Origin of the sequence: Pseudomonas sp. NY15354, assembly GCF_048068075.1 — a bacterium.
GTDB classification, from domain to species: Bacteria; Pseudomonadota; Gammaproteobacteria; order Pseudomonadales; family Pseudomonadaceae; genus Aquipseudomonas; species Aquipseudomonas guariconensis_C.
Genome location: NZ_JBLUPV010000025.1, coordinates 39,884 through 64,656 on the forward strand (window position 1 = coordinate 39,884; position 24,773 = coordinate 64,656).

Here is a 24,773-nt window from a genome sequence, read left to right on the forward strand (position 1 = left end):
AATGTGGTAGGTTTAACGGCTGGCCAGGGCTTTCATGCCAAGGTAGGCATCCCTTGATTAGCTTGGAAGAGGGCTTGAAACTGACTGCACAACATTCTCTGGAAACTCACCGACAATGAGTCTTGCTTGGTTGATCCCTATTGTTTTTGCCCTCTCCTTTGTCCTGACAGCTGCCCTGCGTCGGTATGCCTTGTCGCAGCGCTTGCTGGATATTCCCAATGCGCGTAGCTCGCACACTACGCCTACGCCGCGCGGCGGTGGCGTTGCGATTGTCCTGACTTTCTTGGTGGCTTTGGTGATTCTTGGGGTAGGCGACTATTTTTCCATGCGTGCCTGTCTGGCGCTGGGCGGCGCCGGTTCTCTGGTGGCCATTATCGGCTTCATGGATGATCATGGGCACATCGCTGCGCGCTGGCGTCTGCTTGGCCATTTCATGGCGGCCGCCTGGGCGCTCTACTGGCTGGGAGGTGTGCCTCCATTGACAATATTCGGCATGCCTGTCGAGTTGGGGGGCCTGGGGTGGGGGGTAGGGCTCTTGTATCTCGTCTGGATGCTGAACCTCTACAACTTCATGGACGGTATTGATGGCATTGCCAGTGTGCAGGCGGTCACAGCCTGCCTTGGGGCGTGCCTGCTCTATTGGCTGGCCGGCCACCTGTCAGATATCTGGGGGCCATTGTTGCTCGCGCTGTCCGCTGCCGGCTTCCTGTGCTGGAACTTCCCACCGGCGCGTATTTTCATGGGTGATGCTGGCAGTGGGTTCCTGGGTGTGGTGCTTGGGGGGCTGTCACTCCAGTCTGCATCGTTGGGCGGGGAGCTTTTCTGGTGCTGGCTGATTCTGATGGGGGTCTTCATTGTCGATGCTACGGTTACTTTGCTGCGTCGACTGTTGCGCGGAGACAAGGTCTACGAGGCTCATCGAAGCCATGCTTACCAGTATGCCTCGCGTTATTTTGGCAGGCATCTGCCGGTCACGTTAATCGTCTTGCTGATAAACCTTTGCTGGTTGTTGCCGATAGCTGTGGCGGTCGCCCGTTTTGGCCTGGATGGTGCAACAGGCGTATTGCTGGCTTATTTGCCGCTCGTCGCACTGGCGTTCAGGTTCCACGCGGGAACGCGAGAAGCAGATGTTCGAACAGGATAAGCGGCGCTACGGATGGAAAGATGTTTCAATGAGTCAGTTTTTGCTAATTCAGCGCCATGTGCAGGGAGGAGTCGATGAGCGGCGATAACCTGTTGGACAAGGTGCGAGTTTTCCTGGTGGGGCGACCGAGGCGCCAGAAGCGGCTTATCCAGGTCGTGACCGATGTTCTGCTCATATGGTTGGCCCTGTGGCTGTCGTTCCTCGTGCGGCTAGGTGTCGAAGACCCTGCGGGTCCCTTCAGGGCACACCCTTGGCTGTTCGCCTGTGCACCCATGATAGCCATACCGCTGTTTACGCGGTTCGGCATGTATCGCGCCGTGATGCGTTATTTCGGTAACGATGCGCTTATCGCGATCATCAAGGCGGTCAGCCTCTCGTCCTTGATCCTTTCCGTGATCGTCTTCTGGTATAGCAACCATCAAGTCATTGTGCCGCGGTCGATAATCTTCAACTACTGGTGGCTAAGCCTTGTCATTATCGGCGGGTTGCGGCTTATCATGCGCCATTACTTCATGGGAGATTGGTTCAACGGTAGTCACGCCATGCCATTCATCGGCAGGGATGACGGCTTGACCAAGGTTGCCATTTATGGAGCAGGTACTGCGGGTAATCAACTGCTCGCAGCATTGCGCATGGGGCGAGTGATGCGCCCGGTGGCCTTCATCGATGATGACGGCGATCTTTCAGGTCGGGTCATCTCCGGTCTGCAGGTATACAAGCCCAAGCATCTACAGCAGTTGATCAATGAGACTGGGGTGCAGGAAATCCTCTTGGCGCTGCCGTCGGCATCGCGGGGGCGTAGGCGCGAGATTCTTGGGTTTCTTGAGCCATTCCCGTTGCATGTACGTAGTGTGCCAGCGTTTGCCGACTTGGCGAGTGGGCGAGTAAAGGTGGATGACATCCAGGATGTCGACATCGCCGATTTGCTGGGTCGAGATGCGGTACCGGCGCAGGAAGCGTTGCTTGAGCGCTGTATCACGAAAAAGGCTGTGCTGGTGACGGGGGCGGGAGGCTCGATCGGCTCGGAGTTGTGCCGTCAGATCATCGGCCTGGCGCCCAGGACGCTGCTGCTCTTTGATCATAGCGAATACAACTTGTACAGTATTCTCAGCGAGCTTGAGCAGCGCATCGCTCGGGAATCGCTGTCGATTCGCCTGTTACCCATTCTTGGCTCGGTACGAAATCAGTCGCATCTGCTGGACATCATGAAGGTCTGGCATATTGATACCGTCTACCACGCAGCTGCCTACAAGCATGTGCCCATGGTCGAGCACAATATGGCCGAGGGCGTGCTCAACAATGTGATTGGCACGTTGAACGCAGCACAGGCTGCACTGCAGGCTGGCGTTGCGAATTTTGTGCTGATTTCCACGGACAAGGCGGTAAGGCCGACTAATGTAATGGGAAGTAGTAAAAGGCTCTCGGAGATGATCCTGCAGGCATTGAGCCGTGAGGTGGCGCCCGTGCTGTTCGAAAACTCCGGCAAGGTTGCCAGGGTCAACAAGACACGCTTCACTATGGTTCGTTTCGGCAATGTACTGGGGTCATCGGGGTCGGTTGTTCCTTTGTTCCACAAGCAGATCAAGCTTGGTGGGCCGTTGACCGTTACCCATCCCAAGATCACCCGCTACTTCATGACGATTCCCGAAGCGGCCCAACTGGTGATTCAGGCGGGATCGATGGGGTGTGGTGGGGAGGTCTTCGTGCTGGACATGGGTGAGCCGATCCGAATTGTCGAGCTTGCCGAAAAGATGATCCACCTGTCGGGTTTGAGCGTACGATCCGAGAGCAATCCCCAGGGGGATATCGCTATCGAATTCACGGGCTTGCGTCCTGGCGAGAAGCTGTACGAAGAATTGCTGATCGGGGACCATGTAGGAAGTACCCAGCATCCCATGATCATGTCCGCGCACGAGGATTGCCTTTCATGGGACGCGCTCAAAGAGATGCTTGCGGCGCTGCTCTGTGCCATTGCCGAGGATGACTATGGGCGCGTTCGCCAGCTGTTGCGCGAGACGGTTAGTGGCTACATGCCAGACGGTGAGATCGTCGACTGGATTCATTCGCAGCGCAGGCTTGATTCGTGAGTGGAATTTTACGGTTGCCGGTATCCGCAGTTCGGATGCCGCCCTCGGTCGCGCCGGTGCTGCAAATAGATTACGTAGGTGGCAGATACCAATGTAAAATCTGCCATCGATTTATCGTTTAGATTGGCTTGCAGGGCGCAAATAATGTCACGGCTACCCGTCATAATTTGCGCTGTTGCTTCCTTGGATAGGTTAAGCATTTTTGATGCCTGTCAGTCACTCAAGGTAGAAATTTCTCGTGAAGATTTTAGTAACAGGCGGTGCAGGCTTTATTGGTTCAGCTGTCATTCGACACATCATTGGTCATACCGCTGACTCCGTCGTCAACGTCGACAAGCTTACGTATGCAGGGAACCTTGAGTCTTTGCAATCAGTCGATCAGGATCCTCGGTATGCCTTTGAGCATGTCGATATCTGCAATCGCGAAGAGCTGGACCGCGTGTTTCGAGAGCACCAACCCGATGCAGTGATGCACTTGGCTGCCGAGTCTCACGTGGATCGCTCGATCAGTGGCCCGTCGGAGTTCATTCAGACCAACATCATGGGTACTTATGCCTTGCTCGAGGCTGCCCGTGGTTACTGGTCCGGTCTCGAAGAGACACGCAAGTCCGCTTTCCGTTTTCACCATATCTCGACTGATGAGGTTTATGGTGACCTAGAAGGGCCGGAAGATCTCTTCACCGAAACGACGCCCTACCAGCCAAGCTCTCCGTATTCGGCGAGCAAGGCCAGCTCCGACCATCTAGTGCGTGCCTGGGCGCGTACGTACGGTCTGCCGACACTGGTTACCAACTGCTCGAACAACTACGGGCCCTTCCACTTCCCTGAGAAACTCATCCCGTTAGTAATTCTCAACGCGCTGGAAGGCAAGCCGCTGCCGATTTATGGCAAGGGTGACCAGATTCGCGACTGGTTGTTCGTTGAAGATCATGCCCGTGCGTTGTACCAGGTTGTCACGAAAGGCGTACTTGGCGAAACCTACAATATTGGCGGCCACAACGAGAAGCAAAATATTGAAGTTGTCCGTACCGTATGCGCATTGCTAGATGAATTGCGCCCGGCCTCCAAGTTCTGTCCACACATTGAACTGGTCACCTATGTTTCCGATCGTCCAGGCCATGACCTGCGTTATGCGATCGATGCCAGCAAGATTCAACGCGAATTGGGTTGGGTGCCGAAAGAAACCTTCGAGTCAGGTATTCGCAAGACCGTACAATGGTACCTCGATAATGCGGAATGGGTTGCCCACGTCAAGAGCGGCAGCTATCAGCAGTGGATTGATAACAACTATACGGCACGTGCTAAAAACAAATGAAGATTCTATTGCTCGGGAAGGACGGCCAGGTTGGCTGGGAATTGCAGCGTGCCTTGTTGGTGGTCGGAAAGGTTGTTGCCCTGAGTCGCCAACCTGTGTCCACGCCTTATGGCAAACTCATCGGCGACTTGTCGGATCTTGACGGGTTGCGTGAGACCATCCGCGTTGTGGCGCCGGATTTGATCGTGAATGCTGCTGCCTATACCGCCGTGGATAAGGCGGAGTCGGAGCGTGAGCAGGCCCGCACGGTCAATGCATTGGCCAGTCAGGTGATGGCCGAAGAGGCGAAGCGCCTGGATGCACTGCTTGTGCATTACTCCACGGACTATGTATTTAGCGGTTCGGGCAGCAACGCCTGGCGGGAAATCGACAGTGTGTCACCGGTTAACTATTACGGTGAAACTAAGCTGGAAGGTGAACAGCTGATCGTTGCTTCGGGGTGCAAACACCTGATTTTCCGCACCAGTTGGGTATACGCTGCCAGGGGCAACAACTTCGCCAAGACCATGCTGCGTCTCGCTAAGGAGCGGGAGACGTTGAGCGTTATTGCCGATCAGGTCGGTGTGCCGACGAGTGCTGAACTGTTGGCCGATATTGCTGTACATGCGTTACAAAAAACCCTGGCCGATTCACGCTTGTGCGGTATTTATCATCTGGTGCCTGCGGGTGAGACGTCGTGGTATGAATACGCAACTTACGTCATCGATTTTGCACGCCGCAGCGGCGAGAGCCTGCATGTGAAAGCGGTCAATCCGATCATGACTACCGAATACCCAACGCCGACAAGCCGCCCGTTGAACTCACGTTTGAATACGGAAAAGCTGAGCGACGCTTTCTCGCTGCAGTTGCCGGAATGGAAAGTTGGTGTGACCCGAATGCTCATGGAAATCTTGAATAAATGAACGTAGTCAATCGAAAAGGAATCATTCTGGCGGGCGGGTCTGGCACGCGTTTGCACCCACTGACCCTGGGTATGTCCAAGCAAATGTTGCCTATCTATGACAAGCCGATGATTTTTTATCCGCTATCGGTGCTCATGCTGGCAGGAATGCGCGAAATCCTGATCATTTCGACGCCCGATGATTTGCCGGCGTTCCGCAAGCTACTGGGCGATGGAAGTCAGTATGGCATCCAGCTCACCTATGCGGAGCAGCCGAGCCCGGATGGCTTGGCGCAGGCGTTCGTCATCGGTGAGGCGTTTATCGGTAACGACCCGTGCTGTCTGATTCTGGGTGACAACATTTTCTACGGGCAACACTTCTCCGATAATCTGCGCAAAGCCGCAGAGCAGAAAGAGGGCGCGACGGTGTTTGGCTATCACGTCAACGATCCTGAGCGTTTCGGTGTCGTTGAATTTGACAAGAGTGGCCTGGCACTCAGCATCGAAGAAAAACCTGCAGTTCCGAAGTCCAACTATGCTGTAACAGGTTTGTATTTTTACGATAACGACGTAGTCGAGATCGCCAAGAATATCAAGCCTTCCGCGCGCGGCGAACTGGAGATCACCGATGTCAACCGCACTTATCTGGAGCGTAAGTCCCTGACGGTGCAAATGCTGGGGCGCGGTTTTGCCTGGCTGGATACTGGCACTCATGAGTCGTTACTTGAGGCCAGCCACTTCGTTCACACGATTGAACAGCGCCAGGGGTGGAAAGTGGCCTGTCTGGAAGAGATTGGCTTTGCCAATGGTTGGATTACCAAGGAACAAGTCGCCTCGCAGGCTGAGAAATTGAAAAAGACCGGCTATGGCCAATATCTTCAAAAGCTGCTTGAAGTTGACGGGCTCTGATGCGTGCCTGTGGAAGAAGTTAGGTACTTGGCCGCATGAGCGAGAACGTCCCGCGAGTTGCAGTGTTGCTCGCAGCTTACAACGGCATGGCATGGATAGAGGAGCAGTTGGACTCTATCCTTGCGCAAACCCATGTCAATGTCAGTGTCTACATTAGTGTGGATCCGTCCACCGATGGTACCGAGGCATGGTGTTCCGCCCGCGCTGTAGGCAACCCCTGCGTACAGCTATTGCCGGTTGCCGGGCCATTTGGTGGGGCGGCTCGTAATTTCTTTCGTCTGGTTCGGGACGTCAATTTCTCGACGTTCGATTACGTTTCTTTTTCCGATCAGGATGATATCTGGTATCCCGATAAGCTAAAGCGGGCCGTGGCCAGACTACGAGCGGATGGACTTGACGCCTACTCAAGTAATGTCGTGGCCTTTTGGCCTGACGGGCGCCGCCTATTGGTGGACAAGGCGCAACCGCTGGTAAAGTGGGATTACTTGTTCGAGGCGGCCGGGCCCGGTTGTACCTATGTGTTGACGCAATCATTGGCCACTGCGTTCAAGGATGCAGTGGTGGCGCGCTGGGGCGAAGTGCAAGGCGTCTCATTGCACGACTGGTTTTGCTATGCGTTTGCGCGCAGCGCCGGGTTCAAATGGTTTATCGATCCTGTACCGGGAATGGATTATCGCCAGCATGCGAAGAATCAGGTCGGCGTAAATGCGGGGGCCGGTTCAGCCGTCTCTCGCCTCAGGCAGGTAGTGGATGGTTGGTGGTTTTCACAAGTCAAGCTTATAAGTGAGCTAACGACCGTCCCTTCGCGTGCCGTATCGCGGCGCCCAGGGCTTTCTGGGCGAATGTCCTTTGTAAAATTGGCCTTGCGGATGCGGCAGTGCAGGAGGCGGCAGAGGGACCAGTTGGCTTTTGCGGTGTTGTGCATTCTGATGGCTGTGGTCGGTAGTGCGACTTGATGCGGACTTCTGTGAGCCGGAAAGGCTAGGCTGGTTGGGTGGGGATTATTACGCGGCAGGGTGTGGCCAGGTGTTTTCCGGTCGCTGATGGGAAACTGCAGAGGTGATCTGCATTTAAGCGAAAAAGTGGCGTTACAAGGCCGCTAGCCGGTGTCTTTCTGGGGGGGGGGAGCGTGCGGGTGGTCCGGGTGTCAGCCCGGATCGCTTTTTGAGTATACTTTCCTTTATAATCTCGCGCCTGAGTCTAGTGTAAATAGCCGTTCTGTTGTTTTTGGGGGATGTATGGGGCTGAGAGAGTGCTTCAGATTAGCATGGGATTTGGCGAGGCGGGATTTACAAGCCAAATATAAAAGATCCCTGCTTGGCATATTTTGGATGTTGTTGACCCCGTTGTGTCTGTTGTCCGTTTATACAGTCGTTTTTGGTGGTATATTTAAGATTAGTTGGCAGCAACCTGGAACGGGGGCGCCGATTGGCTTTGTGCTGCCTTTCTTTATTGGTCTATCTATTTACTTGCTGTTGAGTGATGTTGTCAATTCATCAACTGTACTGTACTTCAGCAAGCGCACCTATGTGTCCAAGTCGCCCTTTCCTCTGTGGGTGCTTTGGCTTGCCAACTTGATGCGGGCTTACACACATGGCCTCGTCTACGCCATTATGGTGTTGGTGTTGTGCGTGTGGTTTTCGGTCATCAGCTTGCCGAACCTGGTTTGGGCGTCTGTTTTGTTAGCGCTTTCGCTGGTGATCATTGCCGCAATGTCGCTGCTGTTGTCCACCGTTGGCCCATTCATTGGGGATATTTCAGAAGCGGTTCGCCTGTTGATGCGAGTACTTTTTTATGCCGCGCCGATTTCTTATCCCGTCAGCCTTGCACCGGAATCATATCGCTTTTTGCTGTGGTTAAATCCGTTGACTGTCATCGTAGAGCCCCTTAGAGAAGCGTTGGTGTTTGGCCATACGCCCTCCTTAACGGTGCTGGCTACTTTGCTGGGAGCTGCGGTAGTGTTGGTCACAGTGTCTGTATGGATGTTCAATAGAATCAAGGGGGTCGTGGCCGATGTCGTCTAAGGTAAACGGCGATCACTTGCTGCTTGACGCAGAGAATGTGAGCAAGCGTTATGCCAGCTCCCGCAAGCCAGCAACAGTATTTTTTGATGCGTTGCTCAAAAGAACTTCCCGCTCGGTCAACGGCAAGAAAGTGCTGGACGGCATTAGCCTGTCGGTGCGCGGCGGAGAGACCGTAGGAATTATTGGTCGAAATGGTGCAGGCAAAACTACGTTGCTAGGGATACTTGGCAATGTGATTGAGCCAACCGAGGGGACAGTCAGTCGATTTGGTCGGATCGCAACGCTGTTGGGGCTTACTGCCGGTTTCAATATGAGTTTTACCGGACGGGAGAATGCTTATCTCTTCTGTAGCATTCAGGGAATCAACCGGGAGGCGACTGATCGCAGGATAGACGATATTATTGAATTCGCTGATCTTGGAGAGTACTTTGACCAGCCGTTGCGCACTTATTCTTCTGGCATGCAGTCGCGTTTGGCCTTTGCTTGCGCCGTGCATGTCGATGCCGACTTGATCATTATTGATGAAACATTGGCTGTTGGCGATGCCAGTTTTCGGATGAAATGTTACGAGCGCATTCGGAAAATGCGTGATTCCGGGCAGACATTTTTGCTGGTCACGCACAACCAGAACTTGCTTGCTAATTTCTGTACGCGTGCCATCGTGATAGAGGGCGGGAAAAAAATCCACGATGGTACGGTCTTCGAGGCTATCGAAGTTTATAAAAATATCAGAAGCGAGCATGAGCCAAAGAACAAGTCTTCGAAGTCGATCGCTGCAAAAACCGGAGTCGTAGCGAAAACTATTCGGGATTTTTCTCTCGATTTTGATTCGGCGTCCAATCAGTTTGTTTTCAACGGGACCTTCAGGGCCCCCCGTGCAGTTGAGTGCATAGCGTTTAACTTCGGTATCCGAAATAGTTCGGGTATCTCGGTGTGCGCGATCGATGGCTCTGAAGTCGGTCCTATGTTGCAGAGTGTTAAAGAAGGAGACGAATATAAACTTTCGTTTTCTTTTAGTAATCGATTGCTGGGTGGTAAATACTTCTTCAGCTATATTGTTAACGAAGTCGTTGGCGATGCTGCGATACCTATCGAAATGTCGCAGAATTTCTTCAGTTTCGATGTCGCTTCAGTGTCGGGCCAAACCGGTATTATCGATCTGGGCTTGGCGCTTTCCAGTTATAAGGTGTGAAAATGTCTGCTAGCAAAGCTGCAAAGCCGAAGAAAGTCAAGTTCAATGCATCCATGGCGTTTCCGCATGTTCCACCGTTTCCTGATATATTCTTTGAGCGGGTGCCGGTCTTGCATGGTTTTCAGATTGCAATTGCCAACTATCTGCGCGCCGAGCGTCAGCTTAAAGAACGTAATCCTTGGGGAAGCTTTCTCTGGCGCAGAGGGATTCGTCGGCTGAATTCATTCCATGCGGTCGAGTGTGGTGTCTTCACCGGGAGTAGCCTGGTGGCATGCGCCAAATTCGCATCTGAGAGCGGTATTCCTTTCAAAATGATTGGAATGGATACATTCTCTGGCTTACCTCCTCTTTCTGAACAAGATAAATTGCTGGCGCCGGAAGATGCGGTATACCGAAACCAGACACTCTTTACTGAAACATCCCGAGCCGGCGTGCAAGCACTGGTGGATGCAGCCGGTTTGACGGGGCAGGTCGAACTAATAGAGGGGCTCTTCAGTCAGTCCCTGCCATTGTTGGAAGAACGTAAATATCACTACGTCAATATTGATTGCGACCTGTTTGAGCCCCATATTGAATGCTTGGAGTATTTTTATCCTCGGATGGTTCGAGGGGGAGTGATCTTTTTTGATGATTACAATTCGGTGAACTACCCAATGGCAGGAAAGGCGATTGATCAGTTCTTCCTCGATAAGCGTGAGAAGCTGGCGCAGCTCCGTTATGGTTATGATGCTCCGAATAGAACAAAAGCCTATATTGTGAAATATTAATGTTTTCTATTCTGTCGAAGATAAAGCAGTTAGTCTCTCTGCAGCCGAAGAGTGAAGAAAAGCCTTCGGTGGTGCTAGGTGAGGGGGCGCAGGTCGCCTCCGATGCCTATTTCGAAGGGCATGCTGAAAATATCGTGATTGGCAAAAGAGTAGTTATCAAGTCAGGAGCAAGACTGATTTGTACCAATGCTGATGCAAGTATCACAATCGGCGATGGCAGTATCATCCAGTATGGTGCGATCTTGGAAACCGGGCCGTCTGGTCGCATTGAGTTGGGTAGGTCGAACTCGATCAACCCCTATTGTGTCGTGTATGGACATGGTGGGTTCAAGACGGGTTCCTATGTGCGCATCGCCGCACACACCGTTATTATTCCTGCAAATCATATCTATGATGATGCGACGGTACCTATCGCCAAGCAGGGGCTGCTGAAGAAAGGCATTCAAATTGGCAACGATGTTTGGATTGGCACGGGGTGTCGTATCTTGGACGGCGTCACTGTTCAAGATGGTGCTATTGTGGCAGCAGGTGCGGTCGTCAACAAATCTATTGATCGGGGCGGGATAGCAGGTGGCGTGCCGGCGAGGCTGATCAAGTACCGCCCTGGTTTTGAGCACGATAGCTGATCTTGATTTTCGGCGGCTGTAACGAGAAATAGAAGTGGTGCTTCGTAACCGATCCATAAACCACACCTACCGCAAGGTGAGATCTCAGTTTACCGTGGCATTACTGGTTTGCAGTTCCACGGCAACAGCGCTTCGTAGTCGCCAACCGTCGAAGCAAGTGGCAGTTGTTCCAGTGCGTGGCGCAGCCACGCATAGGGCTCTTGGCCGTTGGCTTTGGCGGTTTCAACCAGGCTGGCAGCAGCGCCTTTCGGCGTGTCGCTGAACAACCAGTTCTTCCTGCCGATCACGAGGGCAGATGGCGCGTTCGGTGGCATTGTTGTCCATGGGAGAAAGCCTTCCTCGACGTAACGTTCGAGTTTGCTCCTGTTTTTCGCCAAGTAGTTGATCGCTTTGCCGAGTGCGTTCTGCGAGGTCACTTGGGGCTGAGTCTTTTCGTAAGTGCTCCAAGAACCCCACCTTCAAGGCACTCGCCTGATCCCCGATGCTGTGCTCCCGATTTCTCTGTGGGGCCCGCTCACCATGATGCGACCCGACGCCAAAGTCGAAAAAGTCTATCTATACCCCAAGCCCGTCGACTTCCGGAAATCCATCGATGGCCTGACCACGCTGGTCGAACTGGATATCAAAATGGCCGTGTTTGACCCGGTGCTTTTCGTCTCTCAACAAACCGCGCAACCGCGTTAAGATCTTGTACTGGGAGCGCAACGGTTTCTGCCTCTGGCTCAAGCGCCTGGAGTCTGATATCAAAATGGCCGTGTTTGACCCGGTGCTTTTCGTCTCTCAACAAACCGCGCAACCGCGTTAAGATCTTGTACTGGGAGCGCAACGGTTTCTGCCTCTGGCTCAAGCGCCTGGAGTCTGAGCGCTTCAAAACCTCACCTGACGCCACCGACGAGGCCATCGTATTGACTGTCCAGGAACTAAACTGGCTGCTCGACGGCTTCGACCTCTGGCGTAACCGTCCACATCAGATTCTGACGCCGCGCTTTGTAGTCTGAATCGGTATAATCCACGGCGTGATTTCCATGCCCAGAGACCTTCCTGATGATCCTGTTCTGCTCAAGCAACTGCTCAAGCAACTGCTCGAGCAGATGATCAGCGAGCGCGAGTCGGACAAGGGCAAGATCGTTCATCTTGAAGAAGAGAATGCCCTGTTGCGCCAGCGCTTATTCGGACGTAAGTCTGAGCAGTCAGCTGATCCGCTGACGCCGCAACTGGCCCTGTTCAATGAAGCGAAAGTGTTGCAGAACCTGTCGCCGAAACGACGGAAGAAGAAGCCGTTGCACCAACAGCGCAACGTGGAAATCGCAAACCACTGCCCGCAGATCTACCACGCATCGAAGTTGTTCATGAGCTGCCTGAGCATGAATTGACCTGCACCTGCGGTTTCCGGAAGCACACCATCGGCGAAGAGATCAGTGAGCAGCTTGAGATCGTGCCGATGCAGATCCGCGTCATCAAGCATGTGCGCAAGGTTTATGCTTGCCATGTTGCGAATCAGCGCCGGTGACAGCAGACAAGCCAGCTCAATTGATCGAAAAGAGCATGGCCAGTCCGAGTGTCCTGGCGATGCTGCTGACCACCAAGTATGTGGATGGTTTACCGCTGCATCGTTTCGAAAAGGTGCTGGGTCGCCACGGTATTGATATTCCTCGGCAAACCTTGGCTCGCTGGGTGATCCAATGCTGTGATCACTTCCAGCCGCTGCTGAACTTGATGCGTGACAACCTACTGAGCGGCCCCGTCATCCATTGCGATGAAACCCCGCGTTCAGGTATTGAAAGAACCTGGCTGTGAGCCGGGCAGCCAATCCTGGATGTGGGTGCAAACGGGCGGTCCACCTGAAAAACCGGTCATTCTGTTCGACTATTCCAGCAGTCGCGCGCAGGAGGTACCCACACGCCTGCCTGGTGGCTATCGCGGCTACTTGATGACTGACGACTACGGCGGTTACAACGCTTTGGGTGCACAGACCGGCATTGAACGTCTGGGTTGCTGGGCGCATGCACGGCGTAAGTTTGTTGACGCGCAGAACGTGCAGCCGAAAGGCAAGACGGGGCGTGCGGATATCGCATTGAAAATGATCGGTAAGCTATATGGCATCGAGATCGCTTACTGAGAGAAAGACGATGGGCAGCGGAAAAAAGCCCGCCAGAATATGAGTGTCAACGTTATGGGGCAGCTCAAAGCCTGGATGGAAAAAACACTTCCGTTCGTGTCTACCCAGAATGCACTGGGTAAAGCGGTTACCTACCTGGCAAACAACTGGAGCAAGCTGGAGCGCTATGCCGAGGAGGGCTACTTGCCCATCGACAACAACGCTGCCGAGCGTGCGATACGTCCCTTCGTGATTGGCAGAAAGAACTGGTTGTTCAGCGCCACACCTAAAGGCGCTGCGGCCAGTGCGCAGCTTTACAGCCTAGTTGAAACGGCCAAAGCCAACGGCCAGGAGCCCTATGCGTGGCTACGCCACGCCCTGGAGCGCCTGCCACTTGCTTCGTCGGTTGAAGATTACGAAGCGCTGTTGCCGTGGAACTGCAAATCGGTGAAGCCACAGTAACCCACGGCCCCATCCTACGGCAGGTGGGGTTTATGGATCGCTTACTGCCCTTAAGCGACGAAGTCAGCGACACTGCCTAAACTGGAAGCGCATGACTGCGCTGAGCCGACTGTTCGTACCCTATCCAAGAGAGCTATCAATGCATCCGCATCCCATAACCCGCTTCGGCGTCAAAACCCAAGGCAGGAGCCGTATGCGGTAATTCCGCATGTACGGATCTGTGCGGGGGGGGAGGGGCAGGTGACGGCCATTCCTACCGCGACCGGACTACTGGCACACTGGACCGCCGTCGCGGCGGCCTAGTGTACTCTTCGGTGAGGGCGTCGGAGAGGTTACTCGAGCGATTTAAATATACCGTTATTAGAATGCCTGTCTCGTTGTGAGTAGTTTGAGTATTTTTACAGCACGTGAGAGTTTGGATAACCCTGTGCGTACTGCACCTTTGCTTGAGGCCGTGATTGAATAAAATGGAGGCGTGAAACACAAGTCTTGCCAGATATCCGTGATTGAAGGCCTCCAGCTGGTGAGCGGGCTGCTCGAGACTTGCTTGATCAATGAGGGGCGTACATGGCCTTGCGTTACTTCATGGAGCAATTGGTCCGGCGTTATAAATCCTCGATCAAGTGCTCGCCTGAGGCATGCCAGCCAAAGATGTCCGTTGGGATTGTTTAGCGATATCCAGGGTTGAGTGTTCATGTCAGTGTAGTGGAGCAGGCACGTATGGCCTTGCTCGAAATGTTCAAGCGAATTCCATTTTTCGGGAATATCGTAGGAAATTGACTTGGCGACCTTCATGTCGAACATGAGGGTCTGGTAGTCAAGGGCACCGCTGTCTAGTTGCGCAATGATGTCCTCGATCTTCCAGTTCAGTTGTTCGCAGTCCAGTAGAACCACACTGAACTGTGAACGACGCTCACCTGCCGCGCTGCCCACCGTTTGCAGATCACATCCATTGAACGGGCTGTTCCATAGGCTATCAATGTTCTGGAAAACTTGCATGTCCGCGTCCAGGTAGATGGCCTTGCCTTGAAAACTGCACAGTTCAGGGATCAAGAAACGCTGGAAGGAAAATGGTGTTCTAGCCCTGTTAGCCAGATCCTTGGGGACGGGGATGTTGCGAGCATGTGTGTAGATGGCCGACAGCTCCACCGGCAGATCTGTTTGCTCACGAATCGAGAACTCCAGGACCTTCATGGGTAGCCATTCGGCTGGCGTCGCGGCCACAAAAACGCGGACCGGTTCGTGGTTGCTCGTAGTCAATGCCATTGTTTCATCCATGTCAGTCACTTAGCGGACTGGTTGTCTACGCAAGCACCTGATGCTGCCAGTCTTTGATCCAGCTGTTCACGCTGGATGGCGGGCTCAAGTACGTTATTGGATTTGAACTCGATCAGACCTTGCTCCAACGCCAGCATCATCAATGTGCTGCCCCTGCAGGTACCCAAGTGGTCCTCATCGCTAAACAATGGCCAGTCTTGCATAAGGCCGACTTCTAACTTGTTCAGATCGATGAAAGGCAACCCGTACTTCGATGAAATGCGTTTTAGATCATTGACATGCTCTGCCAGCCCATACTGCTTCTGGAAATTGTAAAGATCCGAGCGCACAGGGGGTTGATAGAACACGATCTGAATGCCGTGAGCCTTGCCCCACTCGGCAAACATGTCGAAAAGCCCGTCCCAAGGCGCGTTGGTAGGGATGTCGCGCAAGCGTTGGACTTTGATGTGATCGTTGTTTATTTCTGGAAGAAGCTTCGCCGCGGGCATTGTCGGCGGCAAGGTGTCGTTTCGCTCACCCCGGAATGTCAGTGTTTTCAGGAAGGGATCGTTTTGGGCCTGCATCTCCGTTTTGGAGTCGGCTGCTAAAGACGAAAATCTAAGATGGTTTCGGTACTGGTGAAGTGCGGACTGCCAACGGAATTTCTTTTGTCGCACGCGGGCGTCAGCCCCTGCGAACACAGCGCTGCACCCAGGAATCTCTTGCTGCGTGCTGCAAAGCGGTTTTAGCGACTGCAGGAGGGGAAGGTATTTCAGGTGATCGGGCTCAACCATGAAGCGCCCGGGCCTTCTGAGTAACAGAGAGGTCTCGACATACACCGTTTTCAGATGGGGAAAGCGTAGGCGTAAAATATCTGCTTGTAAGATGAGGCCATAGGAAATTTCGTTATAGGTATTACCTGCCCCGACAACCCTTCCCTCGAGTCCTAAGTGGCTAGGTTGAAGGATTTTTGTCCTCGAGGTTCCGACATAGCCCGCCGTCACCTCATCGGGTACGGGGTAGTGGCTGAAAAGCGCGACATTCTGAGCAAGGAACTGGTTGCCTATTTCCCGATCAGATATGGTTGAGGTGGCTAGGCGGGGAATGAGCTCAGACACGGGCTCGGCATACGTCTCTTCATGAGCGAAGTAATGCCGAATGGCGAGTTCTGCGATGAGAAAACCTGCACCGACTAGGCAGAAGGTCAACGCATAGAGTTTTATCAGTTTGTGGCGAGTGAGCGCGTCACTCTTAGAATTGAAAATATATGAAGTCATTGCCGTCTACATAATAGATGTAAGAGAACAAAGCGAGTGTCATGAACGTCAGCGCGCATCCGAGAGCTCTGAAGTTTGTTATGTCGAACTGGTAGGTTGTCTTGTGTATCAACCATTGCAATGGCAGATAAATCAGAAGGAGCTCGTAGAACACGGGCGCGATTTTGGTTTCGCTCCATCCCGGCGCAACGGTCAAGATAGTGCCAATGGTTGAAAACGCCGAGTGCGTGTCTGCGGCGCGAAAGAATATCCAGGCAAAGAACACCACGGTCATCGTCAGCAGCCAAGACAGGCCGGGAAGGTTGAAGAATCTGCGGGCGATGGTTTGCGGATTGAGCTTCTCAAAGAGGCGCTGCACGACCAGCGCCCCGCCGTGGATGCCACCCCAGATGATGAAGTTCCAACTGGCGCCGTGCCAGAGGCCGCCGAGCAACATAGTGAGGAACAAGTTGCGCAGTATCTTCCACTCTGCGGAGGTTCTTGAGCCCCCCATGGCGATGTAAAGATAGTCGCGAAGCCAGTTACTCAATGTGATGTGCCAGCGGCGCCAGAAATCCTTGATCGATGCAGAGGAGTAGGGCGCGTTGAAGTTGTAGGGCAACACGTAGCCGAACAGCAAGGCCGCGCCGAGTGCCATCAGCGAATAACCCCAGAAGTCGCATAGGATCTGTACACCAAATCCAATGACAGACATCAGGTTATCTAGGCCTGAGTAGTGCTCAGGGTCCTTGAAAATAATGTTGACGTACGGTGCTAGTCCGTCCGCAATGCCGCATTTGAGGGCCAGGCCGGCAACGAAATAATAGAGGCCGTTGTAAAAATGAGAGAGATTCAGTACCTGTTTGATCTTTATTTGCGGTAAAAACTGGGCCGCTCGACAAATGGGGCCTGCAATCAAGTGGGGGAAGAACAATACGAAAATCGCAAAAATAGCAGGGTCTTTTTCGTGCTTGTACTGACCCTTGTAGACATCGACGTGGTACGAGATCAACTCGAACACGTAGAAGGAGATGCCCAAGGGGAGAATGATCTTGAGCAAACCGATCTGGTAGTTAGGGTCATACAGCTCCCCAACCGCCTGGATGTTCTCCAGGAAAAAGTTCATGTACTTGAAGTAGCACAATAACAACAAGTTTACCACGCAGGCGCCAATCAGCCATGCTCTGCTACGGTTAGCGGCGATGCGAGAAGCGATCAGCCAGTTAATGGAGATAACCCCGATTAGCATTAGGCCGAATGCTTTACTCCAACTAAAGTAGAAATAGAGACTTGAGACCAGCACAATCCATTGCCTGCCCTTGAGCCAAGGACAAAGCCAATAGCATGTAAGGGTTGCAGCGAGGAGTGCTATATACTCCATGGAGTTGAAAAGCATTTGTATCTTGTTCCTTTTTATTGAGGCGTTGCACGATCATGGGGGAAGGCGTTGTCAGGCCTTCACCGAGAGCGTTACTCCATCACTTTGGCCAATACGTGCTTGACTTGTTGCTGCAGTGCATTTTCGGAGAATTGATTCTGGCAAAACGCTCGGGCGGTCTTTAGGTTCGAAGCTCTCAGTTCAGGACCATCCAGCAGGCGGCCGATGGCGGCATACCAATTGTCGTGCACAAGCATTCCGCCACCTTCAGGAATTACTCGGCTGTACACCGCGATGTCCGAGGCTACCACCGGAATGCCGGCTGCTGTGTACTCGATGAATTTGGTCGGCGCCTTGCACAAGTTGAACGATTCGTTCACCAGAGGGGCGAGGCCGACATCCCAGCCAAGCGAAGCCAGCGTTGTCAGAAATCCACTGTAGGCTTGATTCACCTTGTGGCTCTTGACCCGATCACCGAATCTGAGCAGCTCGCCCGGCATCTGGATAGTGCCGAAAACCTCGAAATGCAGTTCAGGTCGCTCGTCCAGCAAACGAGCGATGGCAGGCGTTGCTAGGTCCAAGTCTTCCTGGTGGCCCTTCGATCCCATGTAGCCGATTACCGGGTAATCACGCTGTGGCTTGGTAATTTCACCAACGCGCTCAGCCATGTAGGGGGCGTACATTCCATGGAACACGCGCTGTTTGGGGAAAAGCCCCTGCAAGTGGTTGGCCAGATAAGGCGTCGACGCATAGATCAGGTCGCATTTTTCAAGCAGGTAGTGGCGCTCTTCAATCACTTCTCTGGCGCCCTGCACCTTCTGGATTTCGGCACCCAACGAGTGAGGAATTTCCAGCAGGTTGTCATCGATGTGATAGATGACGGGGACACCTTGCTGCTTGAAGTAATCAAGGATCTGTCGCCCATGCGGCAGTCCATAGCGCGTCATGACCACGACGTCAGGACGGAACGTGGCATTCCATGCCTGAAGAGCCCCCGTTCCGTTACTTTTCACCAGTTTCTGCGAGGCAACGGCGAAGTTAACTTCGCCGCGCCGATGCATCTCTTTGAGCGGGATGTCGAAACTGATGAAATACGTGGCATTCACATGTTCTGTGAAAATCAGAACATTGGGTGCCCCCTCACTGCCGGCGTGGTGCAAGTCAAATGTGCTATCGCGATCGGTGGGCGCCTTCTTAATCAAGAATTTGAGGAATGCGATCATCAATTGCGAGCCTCTTTGGGCACAACAGAGTCAGCGTCTTCCTTGGCCTTGAGTTGGGCTTCGTATTCTTTGATGATCTGCTGCCGCTTGCGCTTTGCTTCGTAAACCGCTTTGTGAGGTACGTAGCCAGAGAGCCTGTCGAAAGCGGCGTTCTTGGTGTCCCACAGTTTGTGCAGTAAAGCAGGTATCAAGTGGCGATATTTGATATCCCTGATCAGCGATGGGCGGAAGTAACCCAGCTTGATTTCCTCAGCAATCGCCGCTTCGGTGAGACTCTTGTCGGCCAGCATCCGGCGTACTTCCTTGAACCACACCCAGGCGAATTTATTGCCGGACGCCGACCATGGTTGTGTGTAAACGTCGGTGTAATGGATCAGGCGGGTCTCTTCGTCCCAGTGTTCCAGGCTGTTCCACTCAAAGGGCACGCCGTACTTCACATGCGCCTCGTCTAGGATGACCAGTTCCGACATCAATTGATCATAGTCGTAGCGCCCTTCGTCCATGCCGCGAACGATCTTTTCCACGTTCCAGTCCAGTCGCTCGCAATCGAGTAACATCACTGCGCATTGCTTTTTGCGCACTTTCGGAGCACCGATCTTTTGCGTGGTGTCCTCGGTATGCTTGACCTCCTGTTGGATGATGATTTTCGCGCCATCAAACGGAATGTTCCATAGTTCCCTGATGTCGCGAAGCACCAGCATGTCGGCGTCCATGTAAATGGCTTTGCCTTTGTAGCCCGCCAGTTTTGGAATGCAGAAGCGGCTGAACGAAAAGCCGGTGCGCTGGCCGTTTCGCGGGTCGGTAGGTACAGGCACTGGCAGGTCGAGCATCGGGATGACTTCGACCTTGGCGGTGGTGTGGCGCTTGATGGAGTATTCAAGAACCGGTACCGCGAGAAGCTGTGACCGGTCCACGCCAACGTAAACCCTGATAACTTCATCTTTCGACACGATAAGCCCTCCTCAGTCCTGTACGTTGCTGCATTCGATTTTTGCCCAGTCAGCCAGCCGCCTGATGCCTTCCTCCACACTGATTTGCGGGCTCCAGTCCATGGTTTGTCTGGCGGCGGTAATGTCTGCGCAGGCATAACGAATGTCACCGATCCTGAAGTCGCCTGTGATCTTGAATTTGTCGTCTTCCTTGCCGAGGGCGCGCATCAGCATTTTTGAGACTTCAAGAATCGAAACGGGCTTGCCGCTGCCGATATCGAGAATGGTGCCGTGTTTGATGTCGGTTTTGCCTGCCGCGACCAGTGCGCTGACGATGTCGTCGACATAGGCGAAATCCCGTGCGATCTCGCCGTCTTCATAAATGGCCAATTCTTTGCCGGACAGGATTTGCCGAGAGAAGATGGAAAGCACGCCGGTGTAGGGATTGCGCAGCGACTGGCCAGGCCCATAGACGTTCTGGAAGCGCAGGATAACGGCATCCCAAGGCGCACCTTCACCTGCTTGGCAGAGCAGGTATTCCTGCATCAGTTTGGTCGATGCATAGACGGATGCCGGTGCCGGCGGAAGGCCCGCGTGGCTCGGAATCGGGTGCGCAGGCAGCTCTGCATTGGCAGGGACGGGAACCGTAAAGTCTCCGGCTATCATCGCTTCTGGCTGGCGAGGAAGGCCAACGAACTCCAGGCCCTTGGCATCGGCGTAACCACCTTCGCCGTAGACGGCGCGGGAGCCTGCCAGTACGACTTTCTTGACATTGTGTTGGGTGCGCAAGGCTTCAATAAGGTTCGTCGTGCCAATGACATTCACAGCGCAGTAGCGAGTTGGCTCATCGTACGATTGGCCAGTACCGGTTTCTGCTGCCAAGTGATAGACGATGTTTGGATTACAGGCACTGACGCAATCTGCAAGCGCGCAGGCATCGGTGACGTCGCCTTTGATGAAGGTGACGCCCGCGCCGAACTCTGGGGTCGCTGGAGCGTCGCCGTGAACCTGGGGATGCAGGTTGTCAAAGATCCAGATCTTGCGGGATGGATCTTGCCTCAACAGTGCGGTGGTCAGGCGAGAACCAATGAATCCTGCACCGCCAGTTACCAGAATATTTTCGGTCATTTCAAATTCCATAATTACGATTAAACAATCAAGTCATCCAATATCTTGGACGCTGCCGGTCCTTCGATGACGGTACGCTTAACAAAATCGCTGGATCGTTCGTCAGTGTCGGTGTTGGCCAATGCGCTAGCGACGAAGTCTACCCAGTCTTGCATCGAGCTGATCTTAGGCAGGGGGGAGTATTGGTCGAGTTGCAGTTCATGGGCGACAACACCGACGCTGAGCCCTCGGCGCGCTGCATCCAGGGCGATGGTCGAGGGTGACGTGATGACGCCGGCCATTCTGCCAAGCAATTGATCGACTGTGAAATGCTGCCACTCCAGGCTTTCCGGATCTGCAATTACCAAGTTGGGTGCAACGGGTCGATCGCCTTTGTAGCGTTTGGTAAGCCATGCGCCAGCCTGGTGGGGCTTGATCAAGAAGGTAACGCCAGGGAAGCGCGCTGCCAGTGCCACGACCCCATCAATGAAGAAGGCTCTATAGGCTTCGTTGTAACGATGCCAGTGTAGATTTTCGAAGATGCCTATGATCGGGATTGCAGGATCGATCAGGTGGTCGAGGTTTGCGACGGCTTCGCCAATGGGCTTGGGGCAGCCCACGGGGATGCATTTGATGCGCGTCGGCGACTTGGCGTCGGGGTGCAAAGTGTCGAGGGGCCCCCACAGGAAGACCTTTTCGGACGCGAAGTTCACTTTGCTGATGTGGTGGATCTCATCACTGTAAGTGAGGCCGACGTTTTCGAAGCCGTGCTGCATGGTAGCTGTTTTAAGCCCGGCTTTATTGGCGCGGCTCGTCAGTGTCCGGGTGAAGATATGAGGTGCGAGGTTGGTTTCGGTGACCGTCAGCAGCGCTTTTGTGCCAGATGCGAAAGCCGGCGAGCGATCTGCCTCGCTTTCCAGAATTACCGTCGCAGAAACCTGGGCCGACTGAAGAATACCGAACACGCGCGGATGCTTTTTCAAGAGCGCCGAGCTGCTCCACACCTCAAAACGAATCGCACGCTTCTGCGCTTCAGAGATGATCGGAAGCATGACCTCCACATCCTGAATCAGGTTGAGCGCAAAAATTATCTCCGGGATGGGTTTTTCAATACCGTTGTTGGTAATGACGCTCCTCAGCGTACGCTGCCAAGCGTCGCTGATCACCGCAGGCCCGAAATGAGTCTGCGCAAGTTGTTGTCCTCTCGCGACATCCTCGGCAGCATGCCGGGCGGATGAAAGGTATCTTCTCAGGCCGGCCTTGAAATCATCGACCGCCAGGCCATCCACAATCGGTAAAAGGCTCGGCGTGCTGGTCGCGACAACGGGAAGGTTGTGGATCAGGGCATGAACCGAACGATTGGCGGACTTGCAGATGCTGAACGCATCCAGCGAGTTCGGGATCAGCACCAGTGCGGCTCTCAGCAGCTCCCTGTCAATGGAGGTCGGTGACCACTCGACATAGCGGGAGGGAATCGCCATCGGCTGGATATAAGCCAGATACTTTTCACGATTATTACTGACAACGACCAGCTCAACGTTATACTCCAGCGCAATGGCTTCGAGTTCGCTTTTTATCCGGAGCAGATCCAGCATGCCGAAGTCAGCGTATTCGGCACCATGGTTGCCAAACCAGAGCAACTGGGAGGCATTGGGTGTTGGCGATGCTTCGGTCACTGGGTCAGGCTTGATGGCGGGTGACTGTCGACGAGCGGAAGCCGTCTTTGCCTTTGCCTTGAAGCGAGCCAGCATTCGCTCGATTTGATGTTTCCAGAAACCCAGGGTGAGCAATGAGCGCCATTGGCTGGCCACCGGGCCGAGCCATCGCTTCGCAAACCTTCTGATCAGTGCGCGCAGGGACGCCCCGCCCAAAACCTTGATCAGGTGGCGCAACTGCTTCAACCGGTTCAGGCCTGGTATCTTTCGGGCTGGCTTTATAGCTGCACGGGCAACCAACAGGCGCGCGTCCAACGCAGCGTTGGTTTCTTCGTAAATGATGCCATCAGGAATGACGACAATCTGTGCGCCCGGGGCGTGCGTGATGATTACATTGGCCAGCGGTGTCGTCGTGACCACGATCGCATCTGCGCACTCGGCTATGGCGAGAAACAATTTGCTTGGGGTGTTGACCGAGTACTTACCATAGCCCTCGACAAAAATGTTATCGCAAAGATCAAAGATGACTGGAATGTCCAGAGATTTCGCGCGCTGGATAAGCTGATAAGTTTCAATGCCGAAGTCTTTGACAACGACTAGGACATCGAGGGACTTGAGATTGACAGGGTTGGCGCTGGTAAAGAGCTGGCAGGTATGTCCAAGCGCTTCCAACGCGACTATTGGCAAGACCGCACGATACCTGACGCTTGCGATATTCAGTGATAACGAAGAGACGCACCAGCCGATCACCAGTGGTCGTTCATTCTGAGGGTTATTCATCCCTAACTGTTCTCCTGCCTTCAGCATTCGATCTTCGTTGCCTGATTAATGAGTGGGAGGGTGTGCTGAGTGCGCAGATGGTCAGAATGTTTTTGAATAATGAGTTTTTCGGGCATCCAGGCGAAGGGCCCATGCATGCACCATGCGCCTCGGGTCCTACACTGAGACCGAGGCTCCCATGATCCTTTGAGGCCAGCCTCCTATGGTGGGAGGTCTTCACTCGGATAGAAACTGGCCGCTATTCTACCGAAACGAATCTCGCGGTGGAAATTTTGTAGACGCAGGGTAATGCTGTCCGGCGGAGGTGTGATCTGTGTCAATCAAAACCTGTGGCTAGGGGGGGGGCAGACTCTTTACCAGTCCCTTCGATATTCAGGCGGATTGCGGGTGGGCTCGGATTTTCAGGGCTTTTCGGCCATATCTGGAGGAAAATTGGATGGTGGCAAAGTGTCAGGGAGTCTCCGAACAAGTCACCCAGCAACCGGCAATGGACGACTTTTAGCCTCACGAAAAGCTCGATTTACAGGTATTGATTATTGAAAAGCCGGGGCAAAGCCCTGGTCATCAGGCTTTACGGGCGCACCTCTCCCACGGCCGTCAGTAAATGCCGGCGCACCATCCACAGATTCGAGAGCGTAAGCAGCGTGGACAGTTGCGCCGTGTTCTTGGCCAGCCCATGGACACGGGTTTTCACATAACCGAACTGGCGTTTGATCACGCGAAAGGGATGCTCGACTTTCGCCCGTGTCTGCGCTTTGACCTCCTCGATCTGACGTTTGGCTTTGTAGAGAGCACTGCGTTTGCTCAAGTGCTTTAGGTACTGCGGCGGGCTGCGATCTGCCAGATCACTTGCCGTCCTTCATGCTTTAGCCTTTTCTCCGCGCCGGTGTAGCCCGCATCGGAGCATGCGACGTTTTCATTGCCATGCAACAACTGATCGACTTCCGTCACGTCAGCCACATTCGCCGCAGTGTCGTGGCCATGATGCACTAGACCCGACTCAGCATCGGCGCCGATAAGCAGGTTTCATGCCGAATAACTACTGGTTGCCTTTCTTTATCTGATGCATTTCCGGATCGCGCTTGCCTTCCTTGTTCTTGGTCGAGCTGGGCGCGTGGATGATGGTGGCGTCGACAATCGTGCCTCGACGCAGCGACAGGCTTTTGTCTTGCAGGTGGTTGTTGATGATTTCCAGGATCTCTGCCGCGAGCTGATGCTTTTCCAGTAGGTGTCGGAAATTCATGATCGTCGTGTCTTCGGGAATCGGCGCGCTGAGCGTCAGTCGAGCCAGTTTTACGCAGTGTGGCCTATTGGCCTGATCGCGATAATGCGCTTGACTAAACGGGTCGAGTTGGTCTTGATGGCGCTCATAGGGGGTGTTACAGTTGCTGCTGCCTATTACTTAAAGATGGGCGCGTCGGGTGTTTTTTTTCTAGCGCCTTTTAGGGTTAATGAGTTCTTGATTGGTGGTTTGGTAGTATTTTTAGAAAGGTACAATCTCAATAATTTTTTCTGATATTGCTTACGCGGTTGGAGTGTTGCTGATCGCCTATACTATATTTTTTTTCAATGGCAATCGAACTCTTTTTCCGGGGTTGGCTGCGTTGGTTCCTGCATCTGGCGCCGCCTTAGTGATTCTGGGTGGGAGAAGTTCTTCACTCTTGCGCTTGTTCGCATCTAGGTC

At 53.6% G+C, this 24,773-nt stretch carries 19 protein-coding genes and 5 pseudogenes; 14 read left to right on the top strand and 10 right to left on the bottom strand.

Going from position 1 to position 24,773, the window contains the following annotated elements; all coding sequences use genetic code 11:
* Nucleotides 1–115: 115 nt before the first annotated feature.
* The 11 genes and pseudogenes from ACNFCH_RS19930 to ACNFCH_RS19980 all read left to right on the top strand — a co-directional run bounded on the left by ACNFCH_RS19930 (nucleotide 116) and on the right by ACNFCH_RS19980 (nucleotide 10,944).
* Nucleotides 116–1,144, top strand: a complete 1,029-nt coding sequence (locus ACNFCH_RS19930; protein ID WP_416743422.1) for an MraY family glycosyltransferase — start codon at nucleotides 116–118, stop codon at nucleotides 1,142–1,144.
* Between the two features lie 74 nt (nucleotides 1,145–1,218).
* On the top strand, nucleotides 1,219–3,231 hold the full coding sequence (locus ACNFCH_RS19935; RefSeq protein WP_416743424.1) for a polysaccharide biosynthesis protein: 2,013 nt from the start codon (nucleotides 1,219–1,221) through the stop codon (nucleotides 3,229–3,231).
* A 238-nt stretch (nucleotides 3,232–3,469) separates the two neighbouring features.
* On the top strand, nucleotides 3,470–4,546 hold the full coding sequence (rfbB, locus tag ACNFCH_RS19940; RefSeq protein ID WP_416743426.1) for a dTDP-glucose 4,6-dehydratase: 1,077 nt from the start codon (nucleotides 3,470–3,472) through the stop codon (nucleotides 4,544–4,546).
* Nucleotides 4,543–5,448 (top strand): dTDP-4-dehydrorhamnose reductase, encoded by a 906-nt coding sequence (rfbD, locus tag ACNFCH_RS19945; RefSeq protein ID WP_416743428.1) that lies wholly within the window; start codon nucleotides 4,543–4,545, stop codon nucleotides 5,446–5,448. Before rfbB ends, rfbD begins: the two co-directional genes overlap by 4 nt.
* Nucleotides 5,445–6,335, top strand: coding sequence for a glucose-1-phosphate thymidylyltransferase RfbA (gene rfbA, locus ACNFCH_RS19950; protein WP_416743430.1), 891 nt, complete (start codon nucleotides 5,445–5,447; stop codon nucleotides 6,333–6,335). The genes rfbD and rfbA overlap by 4 nt, the downstream gene beginning before the upstream one ends.
* Nucleotides 6,336–6,370: 35 nt before the next feature.
* Entirely contained in the window at nucleotides 6,371–7,291 is a 921-nt protein-coding gene (locus ACNFCH_RS19955; RefSeq protein ID WP_416743432.1) for a glycosyltransferase family 2 protein, read from the top strand.
* Between the two features lie 282 nt (nucleotides 7,292–7,573).
* Entirely contained in the window at nucleotides 7,574–8,359 is a 786-nt protein-coding gene (locus ACNFCH_RS19960) for an ABC transporter permease (RefSeq protein ID WP_416743434.1), read from the top strand.
* Nucleotides 8,349–8,879, top strand: a pseudogene (locus ACNFCH_RS19965) (ABC transporter ATP-binding protein); the annotation flags it as partial. The gene ACNFCH_RS19960 and the pseudogene ACNFCH_RS19965, both read left to right, overlap by 11 nt.
* Before the next feature lie 63 nt (nucleotides 8,880–8,942).
* Entirely contained in the window at nucleotides 8,943–9,551 is a 609-nt protein-coding gene (locus ACNFCH_RS19970; RefSeq protein ID WP_416743465.1) for a Wzt carbohydrate-binding domain-containing protein, read from the top strand.
* 2 nt (nucleotides 9,552–9,553) lie between these two features.
* Nucleotides 9,554–10,318 carry a TylF/MycF/NovP-related O-methyltransferase gene (locus ACNFCH_RS19975; protein WP_416743436.1) on the top strand — a complete coding sequence of 255 codons (765 nt, stop codon included), beginning with the start codon at nucleotides 9,554–9,556 and terminating at the stop codon, nucleotides 10,316–10,318.
* Nucleotides 10,318–10,944 carry an acyltransferase gene (locus ACNFCH_RS19980; protein ID WP_416743437.1) on the top strand — a complete coding sequence of 209 codons (627 nt, stop codon included), beginning with the start codon at nucleotides 10,318–10,320 and terminating at the stop codon, nucleotides 10,942–10,944. Before ACNFCH_RS19975 ends, ACNFCH_RS19980 begins: the two co-directional genes overlap by 1 nt.
* 89 nt (nucleotides 10,945–11,033) lie before the next feature.
* Here ACNFCH_RS19980 and ACNFCH_RS19985 read toward each other — a convergent pair whose 3' ends face one another.
* The gene (locus ACNFCH_RS19985; RefSeq protein ID WP_416743467.1) at nucleotides 11,034–11,210 is read right to left on the bottom strand and encodes a transposase domain-containing protein; all 177 of its coding nucleotides are present in this window, start codon (nucleotides 11,208–11,210) and stop codon (nucleotides 11,034–11,036) included.
* Nucleotides 11,193–11,375: pseudogene (locus tag ACNFCH_RS19990) on the bottom strand (IS66 family transposase); the annotation flags it as partial. The pseudogene ACNFCH_RS19990 and the gene ACNFCH_RS19985, both read right to left, overlap by 18 nt.
* A 91-nt stretch (nucleotides 11,376–11,466) precedes the next feature.
* Here ACNFCH_RS19990 and tnpB (ACNFCH_RS19995) point away from each other — a divergent pair.
* The 3 genes and pseudogenes from tnpB (ACNFCH_RS19995) to tnpC all read left to right on the top strand — a co-directional run bounded on the left by tnpB (ACNFCH_RS19995) (nucleotide 11,467) and on the right by tnpC (nucleotide 13,504).
* Nucleotides 11,467–11,749, top strand: a pseudogene (gene tnpB, locus ACNFCH_RS19995) (IS66 family insertion sequence element accessory protein TnpB).
* Nucleotides 11,703–11,942, top strand: a complete 240-nt coding sequence (gene tnpB, locus ACNFCH_RS20000; RefSeq protein WP_416743439.1) for an IS66 family insertion sequence element accessory protein TnpB — start codon at nucleotides 11,703–11,705, stop codon at nucleotides 11,940–11,942. Before tnpB (ACNFCH_RS19995) ends, tnpB (ACNFCH_RS20000) begins: the two are co-directional and overlap by 47 nt.
* Nucleotides 11,943–11,960: 18 nt before the next feature.
* Nucleotides 11,961–13,504 (top strand): annotated as a pseudogene (gene tnpC / locus ACNFCH_RS20005) (IS66 family transposase).
* A gap of 360 nt (nucleotides 13,505–13,864) precedes the next feature.
* On the opposite strand, the gene ACNFCH_RS20010 reads toward tnpC, so the two are convergent.
* From ACNFCH_RS20010 to ACNFCH_RS20045, 8 genes and pseudogenes are all read right to left on the bottom strand, one after another.
* Entirely contained in the window at nucleotides 13,865–14,782 is a 918-nt protein-coding gene (locus tag ACNFCH_RS20010; RefSeq protein ID WP_416743441.1) for a glycosyltransferase, read from the bottom strand.
* 5 nt (nucleotides 14,783–14,787) lie between these two features.
* Nucleotides 14,788–16,038, bottom strand: coding sequence for a hypothetical protein (locus ACNFCH_RS20015; RefSeq protein ID WP_416743443.1), 1,251 nt, complete (start codon nucleotides 16,036–16,038; stop codon nucleotides 14,788–14,790).
* Nucleotides 16,013–17,413: an MBOAT family O-acyltransferase gene (locus ACNFCH_RS20020; protein WP_416743445.1), complete on the bottom strand. Its 1,401-nt coding sequence runs from the start codon at nucleotides 17,411–17,413 to the stop codon at nucleotides 16,013–16,015. Before ACNFCH_RS20020 ends, ACNFCH_RS20015 begins: the two co-directional genes overlap by 26 nt.
* Nucleotides 17,414–17,487: 74 nt before the next feature.
* Nucleotides 17,488–18,618 (bottom strand): glycosyltransferase family 4 protein, encoded by a 1,131-nt coding sequence (locus ACNFCH_RS20025; RefSeq protein ID WP_416743447.1) that lies wholly within the window; start codon nucleotides 18,616–18,618, stop codon nucleotides 17,488–17,490.
* The gene (locus tag ACNFCH_RS20030; protein WP_416743449.1) at nucleotides 18,618–19,568 is read right to left on the bottom strand and encodes a glycosyltransferase; all 951 of its coding nucleotides are present in this window, start codon (nucleotides 19,566–19,568) and stop codon (nucleotides 18,618–18,620) included. Before ACNFCH_RS20030 ends, ACNFCH_RS20025 begins: the two co-directional genes overlap by 1 nt.
* 12 nt (nucleotides 19,569–19,580) lie before the next feature.
* Complete coding sequence (locus ACNFCH_RS20035) at nucleotides 19,581–20,675, bottom strand: NAD-dependent epimerase/dehydratase family protein (protein ID WP_416743451.1); 1,095 nt, start codon at nucleotides 20,673–20,675, stop codon at nucleotides 19,581–19,583.
* Between the two features lie 20 nt (nucleotides 20,676–20,695).
* Nucleotides 20,696–23,116: a hypothetical protein gene (locus tag ACNFCH_RS20040; RefSeq protein WP_416743453.1), complete on the bottom strand. Its 2,421-nt coding sequence runs from the start codon at nucleotides 23,114–23,116 to the stop codon at nucleotides 20,696–20,698.
* Between the two features lie 544 nt (nucleotides 23,117–23,660).
* Nucleotides 23,661–24,353, bottom strand: a pseudogene (locus tag ACNFCH_RS20045) (IS5 family transposase); the annotation flags it as partial.
* Nucleotides 24,354–24,773 lie beyond the last annotated feature (420 nt).